We start from the raw sequence: 16,724 nt of genomic DNA, 5'->3' as shown, positions 1-16,724 counted from the left end.
CCGTGCCGGGGTCGCCACCGGCGACGGCGGCAGACCGCGGTCTACCCGAACCGGACGGCCTCAATCGCGGCCCGTTCCCGCCACGGCCGGACGGTTGCCGCCGCGTACCGCAGGCACGGGCGGGGGTGTCGATCCAGCGGCGCGGGGGATTGAGCGGGTGCTGGCGGGGTAGATGCCGCCATGGTCGCTGCCGGTCGGCACGGAGCGGATGGCCGCGCTCCGATCGTGGTCCGGCTCTGGGACCGTGGGATGCTCACGCTGCGCGACCGGTTGCGTCGGGTACGGGCCATCGGCGGGCTGGCTGTGCAGGCGGGCCTGGCCGCGGCGCTGGCGTGGTTCGTGGCGCACGAGCTGCTGCACGTGTCGCAGCCGATCTTCGCACCGATCTCCGCGGTCTCGACCCTCGCCGCGTCCGTCGGCCAACGGCTCCGCCGTACCGTCGAGCTGATCATCGGTGTCACCGTGGGGGTGCTGATCGGCGATCTGCTGCTCCTGCTGATCGGCACCGGGTGGTGGCAGCTCGTCCTGATCGTCACGCTCGCGATCGTGGTCGCGCTGTTCCTCGCGGGCAGTGCGGCGGTGGTGGTCCAGGCCGGAGCGACTGCGGTGCTGATCGCCACGCTCAGTCCGTCCGTCCGTGATCTGGAGATCCCACGGTTCGTGGACGCGCTGGTCGGGGGCGGCTTGGCGCTGCTCGTCACCACGGTGCTGTTGCCGTTGAACCCGCTGCGGGTGCTCAACCGGGCCGCGCGGCCGGCGTTGGATCTGCTCGTCACCCAACTCGACGCGACCGCCCGCGCGCTGGCCGAGCGGGACGCCGATCGGGCCCGCGCCGCGCGGAGCGAGCTGCGGCGGAACAAGGGCCAGTTGCAGGCGTTCGTCGAGGCGACCCAGGGCGCCCGAGAGGCCAGCGCCCTGTCGCCTGTGCACTGGCGGGATCGGCACGGGCCGGTGGGCCGCTACGCACAGGCGGCGGAGCCGATCGACCGGGCGATGCGCAACAGCGGCACCCTGATCCGTCGGTCGGTGACGCTTATCGAGGACGGTGAACCGGTCCCGGACGCCCTGCCGGGGGCGGTATCCGATCTCGCCGAGGCCGTCCGGTTGCTCACGCGGCAGTTCGCCGCCGCGGTGGAGCCGAACCGGGCACGCGAGCAGGCGCTGCGGGCGGTCCGGACGGCCGGTCAGGCCTACCGGGAGGGGGTCGGTTTCTCCGGAGCGGTGGTGGTGGCGCAGGTGCGGACGACGGTCAGCGATCTGCTGGTGGCCACCGGGCTGACCCAGGCGGAGGCGAATCACCTGGTCCGGGGCACGTTCGGCGGCCTGGAGGGGCAGGGCGTGGCGCAGCGGGACTGACCCACGGCATCATCCTGAGCCATTGCTGTTGCACTTTGAGCCAAAGTGGTGCCATGATGGTGCCATGGAGTTGAGGTCATACGTAGAGAACCTGCGCGACGAGTTCGCCGTGGCCGCGGAGGGGGTCGACCCCGAGGCCCGGGTGCTGGCCGAGCGGCTCTTCACCCAGTTGGAGGCGGCGACCCGTCTCACGTTGCTCGAGGCGCTGTCCGACGCCGCCGACGAGATCACCCGCGATCTCGCGCCGGGTTCGGTGCACGTCCGGTTGCGGGGGCGCGAGCCGGACTTCGTGGTGACACCGGCCAGCCCTGTCGACGAGGTGGCGGAGGCGAGCGAGCCGCCGCCGACGCTGTCCGCGCCGGCCCCCGCGCCCGAGGGGGAGGACGGCGGCACCTCGCGGATCAACCTCCGACTCCCCGACCACCTCAAGGCCAGCGTCGAGGAGGCCGCCGGGCGTGCCGGGCTCTCGGTCAACGCCTGGCTGGTGCGCGCCGTCGCCGGTGCCGTCGGCGCCGGCGAGACGCAGCGTCGTTCGTCTCGCCGGGTGGAGCCACGCTCCGGCCAGCACATCACCGGCTGGGCCCGCTGACTCTCCGTACCCCTCTGTTTTCACGCCGCTGACCGGCGGCGACATTCGCCGACCACCTTCCGGGAGACCACCATGCCAATTTTCGAAACGCCAGAACCCATCTCCGTCCGGATCGAGCTGCCCGTGGGAGATGTCTGGATCACGGCGACCGACCGCACCGACACCGTGGTGACGGTGCGGCCCCGCGACCCGTCGAGCAAGGCCGACGTGAGCACCGCCGAACAGACCACCGTCGAGTACGCGGCGGGACAACTGCTGATCAGGGTGTCGAAGAGTTGGCGCCGCTACGGCTTCGGTTCCGGGCCGTCGGTCGACGTCCTGATCGAGCTGCCGGCCGGCTCGCGGGTGCACGCCGAGTCGTCCTGGGCGGCGTTCCGTTGCGAGGGTCGGCTGGGCGAGTGTCGGATCAAGACGGGCAGCGGGATCCGGCTCGACGAGACCGGGCCGTTGGACATCGACAGCAGCCACGGCGAGGTGGCGGTGGAGCGGGTCGCGGGCTCGGCCCGGGTGAAGGTCTCGTCCGGCAAGGTACGCATCGGCGCGGTCGACGGCTCCGCCGAGATCAAGAACTCCTCCGGCGACTGCTGGATCGGCCGCAGCGGCGGCGACGTCCGGGTCAACACCGCGTACGGCGACATCACCCTCGATGCGCCGCTGGCCTCGGTGACGGCCCGCACCGCCTACGGCAACGTCCGGCTGGGTGAGGTTGTCCGGGGGGCGATCGAGCTGAACACCTCGTACGGGGCGATCGAGGTCGGCATCCGGCGCGGGACCGCCGCCTGGCTCGACGTCAGTTCCAAGCACGGCCGCGTGCACAACGCCCTGGAGACGACCGACGGCCCGGCGCAGACCGACGAGACGGTCGAGGTCCGGGCGAACACCGCCTACGGCGACATCATGATCCGCCGCGCCTGACCCGTCCGCACCGCGACCACGCAAAAGAGGAGACCATGACCAGCTCCACGAAGCCCGCGATCGTCGCCACCGGCCTGCGGAAGTCCTACGGTGACAAGGTCGTGCTGGACGGCATCGACCTGATGATCACCGAGGGAACGATCTTCGCGCTGCTCGGCCCCAACGGCGCCGGCAAGACCACCACGGTGCGGATTCTCTCCACCCTGATCGACGCCGACGGCGGCAACGCCCGGATCTTCGGCCACGACCTGACCCGGGAGCCGGACGCGGTACGCGAACTGATCGGCGTCACCGGCCAGTTCTCCGCCGTCGACAACCTGCTCACCGGCCGGGAAAACCTCCATCTGATGGCCGACCTGTGCCACCTGGACAAGGGCGTCGGTCGGCGTCGGATCACCGAGCTGCTCGACCAGTTCGACCTGACCGAGGCGGCCGGCAAACCGGTGTCCACGTACTCGGGGGGCATGCGGCGGCGTCTCGATCTCGCGATGACCCTGGTCGGCGCGCCCCGCGTGATCTTCCTCGACGAGCCGACCACAGGTCTCGACCCGCGCAGCCGCCGCGCCATGTGGCACATCATCCGCGCGCTCGCCGCGGAGGGCGTCACCATCCTGCTCACCACCCAGTACCTGGAGGAGGCCGACCAGCTCGCCGACCGCGTCGCGTTCCTCGACCATGGCCGGCTGATCGCCGAGGGCACCCCACGCGAGCTCAAGCGGCTCATCCCGGGCGGCCACGTGGTGTTGCAGTTCGCCGACCCGGACGGGCTCGACTCGGCGGCCCGTACGTTCACGGCCGGCAGGCGGGATGACGCGGCACTCACCCTCCAGGTGCCCAGCGACGGTGGGGTCCTGTCGCTGCGCTCGCTTCTCGACCAACTCGACCGCGAATCGATAAGCGTGGCCGGGCTCTCCGTGCACACCCCCGACCTCGACGACGTCTTCCTCACCCTCACCGGCCAGCCCGACTCCCGCGCCGGCCGACCCGACCACGAAAGGGCCCCAGTGCGATGAGCACCGTCTCCCTCGCCGTCCGCGACTCGGGCACCATGCTGCGGCGCAACCTCCTGCACATGCGGCGGTACCCGTCGATGACCCTGCTGCTCATCGGCATTCCGATCATCATCCTGTTGCTCTTCGTCTACGTCTTCGGCGGCACGCTCGGCGCCGGCCTCGGCCCGTCCGGCGGCCGCTCCCAGTACGCCAACTACGTCACCCCCGGCATCCTGCTCATCACCGTGGTCAGCGCGGCGCAGGGCACCGCCATCTCGGTCGCGATGGACATGACCGAGGGCATCATCGCGCGGTTCCGGACGATGGCGATCTTCCGACCGTCGGTGCTCACCGGCCACGTACTGGGCAGCCTGGTCCAGACCCTGCTCAGCCTCGCGGCCGTCATCGTCGTGGCGCTGCTCGTCGGATTCCGGCCCACGGCCAACCCGGTCGAATGGCTCGCGGCGATCGGCGTCCTCGCCATGATCACCTTTGCGCTCACCTGGCTGTCGGTGGCCCTCGGTCTGGTCAGCGAGAGTGTCGAGACGGCCAGCAACCTGCCCATGCCGCTGATCCTCCTGCCGTTCCTCGGCAGTGGCTTCGTCCCCACCGACTCCATGCCGACCCCGGTGCGGTTGTTTGCCGACTACCAGCCCTTCACGCCCGTCATGGAGACCCTCCGTGGCCTGCTGCTCGGCACCGGGATCGGCGCCAACTGGATCCTCGCGGTCGCCTGGTGCACGGTCATCAGCCTGGCCAGCTTCTTCTGGGCCAAGGCCCTGTACAACCGCAGTCGGGCCACCTGACCCGCACCACCCGCTCGACGTCCCGCCATCGCGACGGACAGCCGGCGACTCGGCCACGGGGCCGAGTCGCCGGCTGTCCATGCCGCGCGGCGCGGCTCGACGAGGGCCTTGTCGACTCGATTTCGTGAAGTCGGCAGGTCTCCACCCCTGGGACCCCCCGAGTTCACGGAACGCGAGTGGATCAGCCCGGCCCGGCCGGCCCAGCCCGCCCGGCCCGGCCCGCCCAGCCCGCCCGGCCCGGCTCCGCCGTCCGTCCGGCCGGCGGGCTCGCGGGCCGCTCCCGGCGGTGCCCAAACGTCGAATGTTATCGATAACACGGGCCCGTTCCGAGGCCGCGCGGGGGAGCCCGCAGCCCCCGTGGGGCGCTCGCCCACGAGTCATCGCGATGCCGGCGGCTACGCCAGAGGTCGGACCCATGGGAGCGCGCCGGCTCGGGGATGTTATCGCCAACATCATCAGGCGCCGGTGCTCGGGCGGGCGTCTCGTGGTGGGGGTGGTGCGGCACCTGTCGCCCGGTCGGTCGCGGGGCGCCCGGTCGGTGGCCGGTCGGTGCGACGCCCCCCGTCCCGACTGCCCGATCGGTGGCCGACACCGGATTCGCGTGCTTTGTGCCGGTCCGCCAGCGACGCGCCCGAGTCGGTCCGGCTTCCGCGTTCCGTTACGGAGCTGTTGCGCCTAGATGTCTTGACGAGGCTGGATGTGAGCGTTAACACTATCCCCGTTAACGGTGGAGGTGAACATGAACCGTGTGGACGGAGCTGACGACCGCTACGTCGTCGGTGTCGACTTCGGCACCCTGTCCGGGCGAGCTCTGGTGGTCCGTGTCGGTGATGGTGCCGAGTTGGGGACCGCGGTGCACGAGTACGGCGACGGCGTTATCAGCACGGCGCTTCCGGGAGGCCGCACGCTGCCCCCGGACTGGGCTCTGCAGAACCCGGACGACTACCGCGACGTGCTGCGCCACGCCGTTCCGGCGGCGGTGTCCGCCGCGGGGGTGGACCCCGCCGCGGTGATCGGCATCGGCATCGACTTCACCGCCTGCACGGTGCTGCCGACGCTTGCCGACGGCACCCCACTGTGTGAGACGCCCGAGTTGCGCGACCGGCCACACGCCTGGGTCAAGCTGTGGAAGCACCACGCCGCACAGCCGCACGCCGACCGGATCAACGCGCTTGCCCACGAGCGGGCCGAGCCGTGGATCGGCCGCTACGGCGGCAAGATCTCCGCCGAGTGGCAGTACGCCAAGGGCCTGCAGATCCTGGAGGAGGACCCGGAGGTCTACGACCGGGCCGAGCGCTTCGTCGAGGCGGCCGACTGGATCGTCTGGCAGCTCTGCGGCACCGAGACCCGCAACGTCTGCACCGCCGGCTACAAGGGCATCCTCCAGGACGGCCACTACCCGTCCGAGGGTTTCCTGACCGCGCTCAACCCCGACTTCGGCGACTTCGTGACCAAGCTCGACGGCCCGTTGCTGCCGCTCGGCGCCCGGGCCGGCGCGCTCACCGCCCAGGCCGCCGCGTGGACCGGCCTGCCGGAGGGGATCGCGGTGGCCGTCGGCAACGTCGACGCGCACGTCACCGCGGCATCCGCGCAGGCCGTGGAGCCCGGCCGACTCGTCGCGATCATGGGCACCTCGACCTGCCACGTCGTCAACGGCACGCAGGTCGCCGAGGTGGCCGGGATGTGCGGTGTCGTGGACGGCGGCATCAGCCCCGGCGCGTGGGGTTACGAGGCCGGGCAGAGCGGTGTCGGCGACATCTTCGGCTGGTTCGTCAAGCACGCCGCCCCGGCCGGCATCGACTCGCACGAACAGCTCACCGAGCTGGCCGCGAGCCAACCGGTCGGCGCGCACGGGTTGATCGCACTGGACTGGTGGAACGGCAACCGCTCGCTGCTTGTCAACCACGACCTCAGCGGGATGATCGTCGGAATGACCCTGGCCACCCGGCCGCAGGACATCTACCGGGCGCTGCTGGAGTCCACCGCCTTCGGCACGCGGATGATCATCGAGGCGTTCGTCGAGGCCGGTGTGCCCGTGAACGACCTGGTGATCGCCGGTGGTCTCACCAACAACGCGCTGCTGATGCAGATCTACGCCGACGTGACCCGGCGGCCGCTGAACATCATCGCGTCCGCGCAGGGTCCGGCGCTCGGGTCGGCGATCCACGCCGCCGTCGCCGCCGGTGAGTTCCCGTCGATCCACGAGGCGTCGCAGGCGATGGGTCGGGTGCACGAGGCCGTCTACCGACCGGACCCGGACCGGGCGAGCGCCTACGACGCCCTGTACGCCGAGTACCGCACGCTGCACGACCACTTCGGTCGCGGCGGCAACGACGTCATGCTCCGCCTGCGGGCGATCCGCAACGCGGCGGTCGAGACCGCCGCGTCCCCGCAGGAGGCCGCGCTGGAGGTGGTCGCGTGACAGCGATCAGCGAGCTGCGCGAGACGGTCGCCCGCCTGCACACCGAACTCACCAGGTACCGCCTGGTCGCCTGGACGGCCGGCAACGTCTCCGCGCGGGTGCCCGGCCGGAACCTCATGGTGATCAAGCCGAGTGGCGTGAGCTACGACGACCTGACGGCGGACACGATTGTGGTGTGCGACCTCGACGGCGTCCTCGTCGAGGGGGAGTTCGCCCCGTCCAGCGACACTGCCTCCCACGCGTACGTCTACCGGTCCATGCCCGAGGTCGGCGGGGTCGTGCACACGCACAGCTCGTACGCCACCGCCTGGGCCGCGCGGGGCGAGCCGATCCCCTGCCATCTTACGGCGCAGGCCGACGAGTTCGGCGGGGAGATCCCGGTGGGTCCGTTCGCCCTGATCGGCGGCGACGACATCGGCAAGGGCATCGTCAGCACGCTCGCCGGGCACCGCTCACCCGCGGTGCTGATGCGCAACCACGGTGTCTTCACCATCGGCCGGGACGCCCGCGCGGCGGTCAAGGCCGCGGTCATGTGTGAGGACGTGGCCCGTACGGCGCACCTGGCCCGCGCGCTCGGGCAGCCGGTGCCGATCGCGCCTGCCGACATCGACGCCCTTCATGACCGTTACCAGAACGTCTACGGTCGACAACCAGTCCCACCGGCGAGTTCCTGACCCTCTGCGGCCACACCCGACCCGCCGGTCTGCACCACCCCGAAGTAGCAGCACGCAACACCCGCGTACGCCGCTCCTTGCACATCGGCGGTTGGCGCGGTTCCCCACCACACCGAGCCAAGGAGATTCGATGCGCAAGATGCGAATGCACTCCGCTCCGTGGCGCGCTGCCACGGTCCTCGCCAGTGTGCTGCTCGTCGGCAGCATGGCGGCCTGCGGCAACAGCGACACCGGCGGCGGCGGCGACACCAAGGACGACGGCAAGATCACGATGGGCTTCTCGCAGGTCGGCGCGGAGAGCGGCTGGCGTACCGCGAACACCACCTCGATCAAGGAATCCGCGACCGCGGCGGGCATCGAGCTGAAGTTCGACGACGCGCAGCAGAAGCAGGAAAACCAGATCAAGGCGATCCGCAACTACATCCAGCAGAAGGTCGACGTGATCGCCTTCTCGCCGGTGGTGGAGTCCGGTTGGGACACCGTGCTCAAGGAGGCCAAGGACGCCGGCATCCCGGTGATCCTGACCGACCGCTCGGTCGACTCGGCCGACAAGTCGCTGTACAAGACGTTCCTCGGTTCGGACTTCGTCAAGGAGGGCAAGCTCGCCGGTGATTGGCTGGTCGAGCAGAAGAAGACCGCCACGGGTCCGGTGAACATCGTCGAGCTGCAGGGCAACACCGGTGCGGCGCCGGCGAACGACCGGAAGAAGGGCTTCGGTGAGGCGATCGCCGCCAACCCGAACCTGAAGATCATCGCCTCCCAGCCGGGTGACTTCACCCGCGCCGGTGGCAAGCAGGTCATGGAGCAGTTCCTCAAGGCCAACAAGCAGATCGACGTGCTGTTCGCGCACAACGACGACATGGGCCTGGGTGCGCTCGAGGCGATCACCGCCGCCGGCAAGGTGCCGGGCAAGGACATCACCATCATCACGGTCGACGCCGTCAAGGATGGTATGCAGGCCCTCGCCGACGGGAAGTTCAACTTCATCGCGGAGTGCAGCCCGCTGCTCGGCCCGCAGCTGATGGACCTGGCCAAGAAGGTCCACGCGGGTGAGACGGTGCCGGCTCGGATCGAGACCGAGGAGACCACCTTCACCCAGGCGCAGGCCAAGGAGGCTCTGCCCACCCGCAAGTACTGATCGACGTCGGGGGGTCGCCGCGCTCGCGTGGCGGCCCCGCCTCGTCGCCCCATAAACCCGAACGGACCGGGCATGACCCGCGATGACCCGCGCCACGCCCGCCCGAGCCTCCCGCAGGGGCGGCCGGGCGGGCGCGGTGGGAGCGCAGCGGCCCTTCCGCGTCGACAACCCCCAGAAGAGGTCTGATGGGATGACGGATAGCCGTCCGGTCCTGACGATGACCGGGATCAGCAAGTCCTTTCCCGGGGTGCGCGCACTCCACGACGTCAATTTCCGGCTTTTTCCCGGCGAGGTGCACGCCCTGATGGGCGAGAACGGCGCCGGCAAGTCGACCCTCATCAAGGTGCTGACCGGTGTCTACGACACCGACGAGGGCGCCATCACGCTGGACGGCGAGCCGGTGTCCTTCACCGGGCCGATGCAGGCGACCGCGGCCGGCGTGAGCACCGTGTTCCAGGAGGTCAACCTCTGCACCAACCTCTCGGTGGCGGAGAACATCTTCATCGGCCGTGAGCCCCGGCTGCTGGGCGCCGTCCGCTGGGGTGAGGTCCGCCGTCGTGCCCGAGCCCTGCTCGACCGCCTCGACCTCGACCTCGACGTCAGCGCGCCGCTCGGTTCGTACTCGCTGGCGATCCAGCAGATGGTCGCCATCGCCCGCGCCATCGACATCAAGGCCCGGGTGCTGATCCTGGACGAGCCGACGTCCAGCCTCGACGCCGGCGAGGTGGCGCAGCTGTTCCGCATCATGCGGCAACTGCGCGACGAGGGCATCGCGATCCTGTTCGTGACCCACTTCCTCGACCAGGTCTACGAGATCGCGGACCGCATCACCGTGCTGCGCAACGGCGGACTCGTCGGCGAGTACCTGACCGCCGAGTTGCCCCAGCTCTCCCTCGTGGAGAAGATGATCGGCAAGGAACTCGACGTGCTCGAGGGCATCGAGGAGCACTCCCGACGCGACCTGGCCGCGGTGGAGGAGGGCACCCCCCTGGTGGCGGTGTCGGACTTCGGGCGGGCGGGTGCGGTCGAACCGTTCAGCCTCACCATCCACGCCGGCGAGGTGGTGGGCCTGGCGGGCCTGCTGGGCTCGGGGCGTACCGAGGTCGCACGGTTGTTGTTCGGCGCCGACCGGACCGACGGCGGCCAGGTAGCTGTCGACGGTGCGGCCAGCAGCCTGCGGACCCCCGCGCAGGCCATCGACCACGGCGTCGGCTTCTGTTCGGAGAACCGCCGCGCCGAGGGCATCGTCGCCGACCTGTCGGTCCGCGAGAACATCATCCTCGCGATGCAGGCGGCCCGCGGCTGGCTGCGGCCCATTCCGCGTCGTCGTCAGGACGAGCTTGTCGACAAGTACGTCAAGGCGCTCAACATCCGGCCCGCGGACCCGGAGGTGCCGGTCCGCAACCTCTCCGGTGGCAACCAGCAGAAGGTGCTCCTGGCCCGGTGGCTGATCACCGAGCCACGGCTGTTGATCCTCGACGAGCCGACCCGGGGCATCGACATCGGCGCGAAGACCGAGATCCAGAAGCTCGTCACGCAACTGTCCGACGGTGGCATGGCGGTGCTGTTCATCTCCGCCGAGTTGGAGGAGGTGCTGCGCCTCAGCCACAAGGTGGCCGTCATGCGGGACCGCCAGATGGTCGCACAGCTCCCCAACGACGCCAGCCTCAACGCCGACCGCATCATGCAGACCATCGCGAGTGGATCCCACCGCGAGGAGGCAGACCGATGAGCGACACCATGAGCCGCTACCGGACGATCACCGGTCACCGGCTGTTCTGGCCCGCGGCCGTGCTGGTCGTCATGCTCGCCGCGAACACGATCTACCGGCCCGGGTTCCTGTCCATCGAACTCAAGGACGGGCACCTGTACGGCTCGCCGATCGACATCCTGCGGCTGAGCGCGCCGTTGATCCTCGTCGCGCTGGGCATGACCCTCGTCATCTCGACCGGCGGAATCGACCTGTCGGTCGGCTCGATCTGCGCGATCAGCGGCGCGATGGCCTGCATGTACATCAGCAAGCAGCCCGACCAGAACAGTCTCACCGTGGTGCTGACCGCCCTCGCGATGGCGTTGGGGGTCGCGCTCGTGCTGGGCGTCTGGAACGGGGTGCTGGTGGCCGTGATCGGGATCCAACCGATCATCGCCACCCTGATCCTGATGGTGGCCGGCCGGGGTCTCGCCCAGCTGATCACCCAGGGGCAGATCATCACCATCAATTCCGGGCCGTTCCGGGCGATCGGGCTGGGTCACCTGCTGACCCTGCCGCTGGCCATCTTCATCGCGCTCGCCGCGGCAGTGCTCGTCGCGGCGTTCACCCGCCGCACCGCACTCGGCATGATCATCGAGTCGGTGGGCGGCAACGCGGAGGCGAGCCGACTCGCCGGCATCCGCTCCGGCCGGGTCATCTTCCTCGCGTACGTCGTCAGCGCCGTCTGCGCGGCGGTCGCCGGCTTCATGATGACGGCCAACGTCTCCAGCGCCGACGGCAACGCGGTCGGCCTCTGGGTGGAACTGGACGCGATCCTCGCGGTCGTCATCGGTGGCACGTCCCTCGCCGGCGGTCGGTTCTTCCTGAGCGGCACCATCCTCGGCGCGCTGATCATCCAGACCCTGACCACCTCGGTGTACGCCATGAACATCTCGCCGCAGACCTCACTGCTGTTCAAGGCGGTCGTCGTCATCGCCGTCTGCCTCATCCAGGCGCCGGCCTTCCGGGCCAAGTTCGCCCGCCGCAGGCGCAGTGCGGCACCGCCCACCGCCATCGCCGACAAGCCGAAGGAGCAGGTGCCGGCATGACCACTGGAACGCTTACCGCCGGTCGTAACCGGTTCCGGCTGCCGAGGAAGCAGATACCGGTCCTGGCGACGCTCGCCCTGCTGCTGGTGATGTACGGCATCGGGGTGTCGCAGTACACGGCGTTCTCCAACGTGCAGGTCATCTTCAACGTCTTCATCGACAACGGCTTCCTGCTCGTGGTCGCGATCGGGATGACCTTCGTGATCCTCACCGGTGGCATCGACCTGTCGGTCGGGTCCGTCGTGGCGATGACGGCGATGGTGTCGGCCTGGCTGCTCCAGGAGGGCCTGCCCGCGGCGCTGGTGCTCGTGATCGCCCTGCTCATCGGTCCGACGCTCGGCCTGCTGATGGGCTGCGCCATCCACTTCTTCGAGATCCAGCCGTTCATCGTCACGCTCGCCGGGATGTTCTTCGCCCGGGGCATGTGCACGTTGATCTCCGGTGCGTCCATCCCGATCACCGACGGGTTCTGGACCAGGATGTCGCAGGAGCGGATCGGCGATCCCAAGGGCAACTTCATCTCGATCAGCGTGCTCATCGCGTTCGTCGTGCTCGCCATCGCCGCGTACGTGCTGGCCTACACCCGGCTGGGCCGCAACGTGTACGCCATCGGCGGCAACCCCCAGTCGGCCCTGCTGATGGGCCTGCCGGTGGGGCGGACCCGGATCGCCGTCTACACGATCAGCGGCCTGTGCTCCGCGATCGGTGGGATCCTGCTGTCCTTCTACACCCTCTCCGGTGCGCCACTGATCGCCGTCGGCATGGAGCTGGACGTCATCGCCGCCGTCGTCATCGGGGGCACCGTGCTCACCGGGGGCGCGGGTTACGTCTTCGGAACGGTGCTGGGCGTGCTGGTCCTGGGTGTGATCCAGACCCTCATCACCTTCGATGGGAGCCTCAACTCCTGGTGGACCAAGATCGTGATCGGCGGCCTGCTGTTCGCGTTCATCCTTCTCCAGCGCCTCATCGGAATCCGTTACAAGTGACCGCCCCTCTCGCGGAAGGCAACTCCATGGCACCACAAAACGCACCCGAGATCTGGTTCCTCACCGGCAGCCAAGGCATGTACGGCGAGGAGACGCTCCGGCAGGTCGCCGAGCAGTCCCGTCAGATCGCGGCCGCGCTCGACGACTCGCCGCAGATTCCCGCTCGGGTGGTCTGGAAGCCCGTCCTGACCAACAGCGGTGAGATCCTGCAGGTCTGCCGGGACGCCGCCGCCCAGGGTGCCGTCGGGGTCATCGCCTGGATGCACACCTTCTCTCCGGCGAAGATGTGGATCGCCGGTCTGGACGCGTTGCAGACGCCGCTGCTGCACCTGCACACCCAGGCCAACGTGCTGCTGCCGTGGAACGACATCGACATGGACTTCATGAACCTGAACCAGGCCGCCCACGGCGACCGGGAGTTCGGGTACATCCAGACGCGTCTCGGTGTGGCCCGCAAGACGGTGGCCGGGCACGTCAGCGACCCGCGGGTGTCGGCCCGGGTCGGGGCGTGGGCGCGCGCCGCGCTCGGCTGGTCGGCGATGCGGTCGCTGCGGCTGGCCCGCTTCGGCGACAACATGCGCGACGTGGCGGTGACCGAGGGCGACAAGGTCGAGGCGGAGCTGCGGTTCGGGGTCTCGGTCAACACCTACGGCGTCAACGACCTGGTCGAGGTGGTCGGTGAGGTCACCGACGCGCAGGTGGACGACCTGGTCAAGGAGTACCAGGACACCTACCGCATCGGCGGCGAACTGCTGCCCGGCGGCGACCGGCACGACTCGTTGCGGTACGCGGCCCGCCTGGAACTGGGCATGCGCGCGTTCCTGGACACGGGCGGGTTCCGGGCCTTCACCACGAACTTCGAGGATCTCGGGGGGCTGCGTCAGCTGCCGGGCATCGCCGTGCAACGGCTGATGGCCGACGGCTACGGTTTCGGTGGCGAGGGCGACTGGAAGACCTCGGTCCTGGTGCACACGCTCAAGGCGATGTCGGTGGGCGTGGACGGCGGCACGTCGTTCATGGAGGACTACACCTACGACCTCACCCCGGGCGAGGAGTTGGTGCTCGGCGCCCACATGTTGGAGGTCTGTCCGACAATCGCCTCCGACGTGCCCAACGTGGAGATCCACCCGCTGAGCATCGGCGGGCGGGAGGACCCGGTCCGGCTGGTGTTCGACGCCGCGCCCGGCCCGGCGGTGGTGCTCGGGCTCGCCGACATGGGCGAGCGGTTCCGGTTGGTGGCCAACGAGATCGACGTGGTGACGCCGCCGCAGCCGTTGCGCCGACTGCCGGTGGCCCGTGCCGTCTGGCGTCCGCGGCCCGACCTGCCCGTCTCGGCGGAGTCGTGGATCACCGCCGGGGCGCCGCACCACACGGTGCTGTCGCAGGCGGTGGGCGTGGAGGAGTTGCACGACCTGGCCGAGATGAGCCGTACCGAACTGGTCGTCATCGACGCCGACACCAAGCCGCGCCGCTTCGCCGACGAGATCCGCTGGAACCAGGCCTACTACCGGCTGGCCCGCGGCTTCTGACCCGCGCGGCCCGGCCGCGTCCATGACGGGTGGTCCATCCCGGCCTGCGGGCCGGGTGGGCCACCCGTTCGCGTGTCTGCCAGCAGGGCCACGAGGCGATTGTGTTACGCCTTGACTAACAGCATGTTATCGCTCACAGTCTATAGCCAAGATGGTCGATGTCGTTGGCTGGTCCGGCCGCGCGCGCGTCCTACCCCCGCGGTTTCGGCACCTCGTCACCGCGACGGTCGGGCAACCGGTGTTAGCGATCACATGGCCGGGCGTGGTCAGCTCGGTGCCCCGCCCGGTGCCGCGGACGCCGACCCAGACCGCACGGTTCGCGTCAGCAGAGGAGGATCATGCTTTCCATCGGTCGGGTTCCCCGGGGTGCACCACGGCGCGGGTGGCTTACGAGACTCGCCGTCGCCGCGATGGTGCTTGTGGTCGGTGGCGCGGCTGCGGCCGTCGCCTCGTCGCCGGCGTCAGCGGCTACGGTCGACACCAGCGCCTGGTACGTCCTGCTGAACCGCAACAGCGGCAAGGCAGTGGACGTGTACAACATGGCCACGAACGACGGCGCGCGGATCACCCAGTGGACCCGTAACAACGGCAACCAGCAGCAGTGGCAGTTCGTCGACTCCGGCGGTGGCTACTACCGGCTCAAGTCGAGGTTGTCGGGCAAGGTGCTGGACGTCTCCGGCCGCTCGACCGCCGACGGCGGGCCGATCGTGCAGTGGTCCGACAACAATGGCACCAACCAGCAGTTCCGGTTGGCCGACTCGGACGGCGGCTACGTCCGGTTGATCAACCGCAACAGCAACAAGGTGATGGAGGTGCAGGGCGCCTCGACCGCCGACGGCGGCAACATCGTGCAGTACGCCGACTGGAACGGCACCAACCAGCAGTGGCAGCTCGTCCGCGTCGACGGCGGGGGCAACCCCACCACGCCACCGCCCACCACCACGCCGCCCCCGTCGAACGGCACGTACTCGAACCCGGTGGTCTGGCAGGACTTCGCCGACGTCGACATCATCCGGGTGGACAACGCCTACTACATGTCGGCGTCCACCATGCACTACTCGCCGGGCGCGCCGGTGCTGCGCTCGTACGACCTGGTCAACTGGGAGTTCGCCGGTCACTCCGTGCCCAAGCTCGACTTCGGCTCGAAGTACGACATGAGCGGCGGCAACGCGTACGTCGACGGGATCTGGGCGTCGACGTTGAACTACCGGCCGAGCAACAAGACGTACTACTGGGCCGGGTGCATCGACTTCGCGCAGACGCACATCTACACCGCGTCCGCCGTCGACAGCACGTGGACCAAGCACACCACCATCCCCAACTGCTACTACGACGCCGGGATGCTGATCGACGACAACGACACCATGTACGTGGCGTACGGCAACGGCACGATCAGCGTGGCGCAGCTGTCCGCCGACGGGAAGTCGCAGGTCCGCGCCCAGCAGGTCTACCAGACGCCGTCGAGCATCGGCACGCTGGAGGGCGCCCGGTTCTACAAGCGCAACGGCGCCTACTACATCTGGCTCACCCGCCCGGCCAACGGCCAGTACGTGCTGAAGTCGACAAACGGCCCGTTCGGCCCGTACGAGCAGCGCCAGGTGCTGCTCAACCTGCCCGGCCCGATCTCCGGTGGCGGCGTGCCGCACCAGGGTGGGCTGGTGCAGACCCAAAACGGCGACTGGTACTACATGTCGTTCGTCGACGCGTACCCCGGTGGTCGGATGCCCGCGATGGCTCCGATCACCTGGACCGGCGACGGCTGGCCGGTGCTGCAGACGGTCAACGGCACGTGGGGCTCCTCGTACCCGAAGCCGAACCTGCCCGCGCCGCCGCGAGCGGTCAAGCCGCTCACCGGCACCGACACGTTCGCCGGCACCACGCTCGGCCCGCAGTGGGAGTGGAACCACAACCCCGACAACAGCAAGTGGTCGGTCAACAACGGGCTGAACCTGCAGACCGCCACCGTCACCGGCGACCTGTACAAGGCGCGTAACACGCTCACCCACCGGATCCAGGGCCCCACCTCGACCGCCACCATCGAGTTGGACTACTCCACGATGCGCGACGGTGATCGGACCGGCCTGGCGGTGCTGCGCAACTCGTCGGCCTGGATCGGAGTCCGACGGGACAACGGGGCGACCCGACTGGTCATGCAGAACGGGCTCACGATGGACGGCAGTTGGAACACCACGAGCACCGGCAGTGAGGTGGCGAGCACCGCCGTCTCCGGTGGCCGGATCTGGTTGCGTGCCAACGCCGACATCAGACCGGGCTCCGGACGGCAGGCCCGCTTCTCGTACAGCACGGACGGGGTCAACTTCACCTCGTTCGGCAATGCCCTGACCCTGGCGAACAACTGGCAGTTCTTCATGGGTTACCGGTTCGCCATCTTCAACCACGCGACGTCGGCACTCGGCGGCGCGGTCACGGTCCGCAGCTTCGACCTGACGACACCGTGACACCAGTCACACGGCGCTCGGTGTGACAGGTGGCGTCGACGAGCGCCGGCCTGGCCGGC

General features: G+C 69.5%; 13 protein-coding genes. All 13 read left to right on the top strand.

Annotated elements, in window-relative coordinates; all coding sequences use genetic code 11:
* Window positions 1-180 precede the first annotated feature (180 nt).
* The 13 genes from ACLQ29_RS10975 to ACLQ29_RS10915 all read left to right on the top strand — a co-directional run bounded on the left by ACLQ29_RS10975 (window position 181) and on the right by ACLQ29_RS10915 (window position 16,665).
* Entirely contained in the window at window positions 181-1,356 is a 1,176-nt protein-coding gene (locus ACLQ29_RS10975) for an FUSC family protein (protein ID WP_425771500.1), read from the top strand.
* Between the two features lie 64 nt (window positions 1,357-1,420).
* Window positions 1,421-1,945 (top strand): hypothetical protein, encoded by a 525-nt coding sequence (locus ACLQ29_RS10970; RefSeq protein ID WP_425771499.1) that lies wholly within the window; start codon window positions 1,421-1,423, stop codon window positions 1,943-1,945.
* Between the two features lie 72 nt (window positions 1,946-2,017).
* Complete coding sequence (locus ACLQ29_RS10965) at window positions 2,018-2,860, top strand: DUF4097 family beta strand repeat-containing protein (protein ID WP_425771498.1); 843 nt, start codon at window positions 2,018-2,020, stop codon at window positions 2,858-2,860.
* Between the two features lie 35 nt (window positions 2,861-2,895).
* Entirely contained in the window at window positions 2,896-3,873 is a 978-nt protein-coding gene (locus ACLQ29_RS10960; RefSeq protein WP_425771497.1) for an ATP-binding cassette domain-containing protein, read from the top strand.
* Entirely contained in the window at window positions 3,870-4,658 is a 789-nt protein-coding gene (locus ACLQ29_RS10955; protein ID WP_425771496.1) for an ABC transporter permease, read from the top strand. The genes ACLQ29_RS10960 and ACLQ29_RS10955 overlap by 4 nt, the downstream gene beginning before the upstream one ends.
* A 739-nt stretch (window positions 4,659-5,397) precedes the next feature.
* Window positions 5,398-7,080 carry a ribulokinase gene (gene araB / locus ACLQ29_RS10950; protein ID WP_425771495.1) on the top strand — a complete coding sequence of 561 codons (1,683 nt, stop codon included), beginning with the start codon at window positions 5,398-5,400 and terminating at the stop codon, window positions 7,078-7,080.
* A complete protein-coding gene (locus tag ACLQ29_RS10945; RefSeq protein WP_393367301.1) occupies window positions 7,077-7,754 on the top strand; it encodes an L-ribulose-5-phosphate 4-epimerase in 678 nt (225 codons plus the stop codon). Before araB ends, ACLQ29_RS10945 begins: the two co-directional genes overlap by 4 nt.
* A 139-nt stretch (window positions 7,755-7,893) precedes the next feature.
* On the top strand, window positions 7,894-8,892 hold the full coding sequence (locus tag ACLQ29_RS10940) for an ABC transporter substrate-binding protein (RefSeq protein ID WP_425771652.1): 999 nt from the start codon (window positions 7,894-7,896) through the stop codon (window positions 8,890-8,892).
* 190 nt (window positions 8,893-9,082) lie between these two features.
* Window positions 9,083-10,624, top strand: coding sequence for a sugar ABC transporter ATP-binding protein (locus ACLQ29_RS10935; protein WP_393367302.1), 1,542 nt, complete (start codon window positions 9,083-9,085; stop codon window positions 10,622-10,624).
* Window positions 10,621-11,691 carry an ABC transporter permease gene (locus ACLQ29_RS10930; protein WP_393367303.1) on the top strand — a complete coding sequence of 357 codons (1,071 nt, stop codon included), beginning with the start codon at window positions 10,621-10,623 and terminating at the stop codon, window positions 11,689-11,691. The genes ACLQ29_RS10935 and ACLQ29_RS10930 overlap by 4 nt, the downstream gene beginning before the upstream one ends.
* Window positions 11,688-12,677 (top strand): galactofuranose ABC transporter, permease protein YjfF, encoded by a 990-nt coding sequence (yjfF, locus tag ACLQ29_RS10925; protein ID WP_393367304.1) that lies wholly within the window; start codon window positions 11,688-11,690, stop codon window positions 12,675-12,677. The genes ACLQ29_RS10930 and yjfF overlap by 4 nt, the downstream gene beginning before the upstream one ends.
* 26 nt (window positions 12,678-12,703) lie before the next feature.
* Complete coding sequence (gene araA, locus ACLQ29_RS10920) at window positions 12,704-14,206, top strand: L-arabinose isomerase (protein WP_425771494.1); 1,503 nt, start codon at window positions 12,704-12,706, stop codon at window positions 14,204-14,206.
* A gap of 338 nt (window positions 14,207-14,544) precedes the next feature.
* Window positions 14,545-16,665, top strand: coding sequence for a family 43 glycosylhydrolase (locus ACLQ29_RS10915; protein WP_425771493.1), 2,121 nt, complete (start codon window positions 14,545-14,547; stop codon window positions 16,663-16,665).
* Window positions 16,666-16,724 lie beyond the last annotated feature (59 nt).

The organism is Micromonospora sp. DT228 (genome assembly GCF_049841595.1).
GTDB lineage: Bacteria > Actinomycetota > Actinomycetes > Mycobacteriales > Micromonosporaceae > Micromonospora.
The sequence above is the reverse complement of the archived record's forward strand: the minus strand, read 5'-3'. Positions and strand labels throughout refer to the sequence as shown.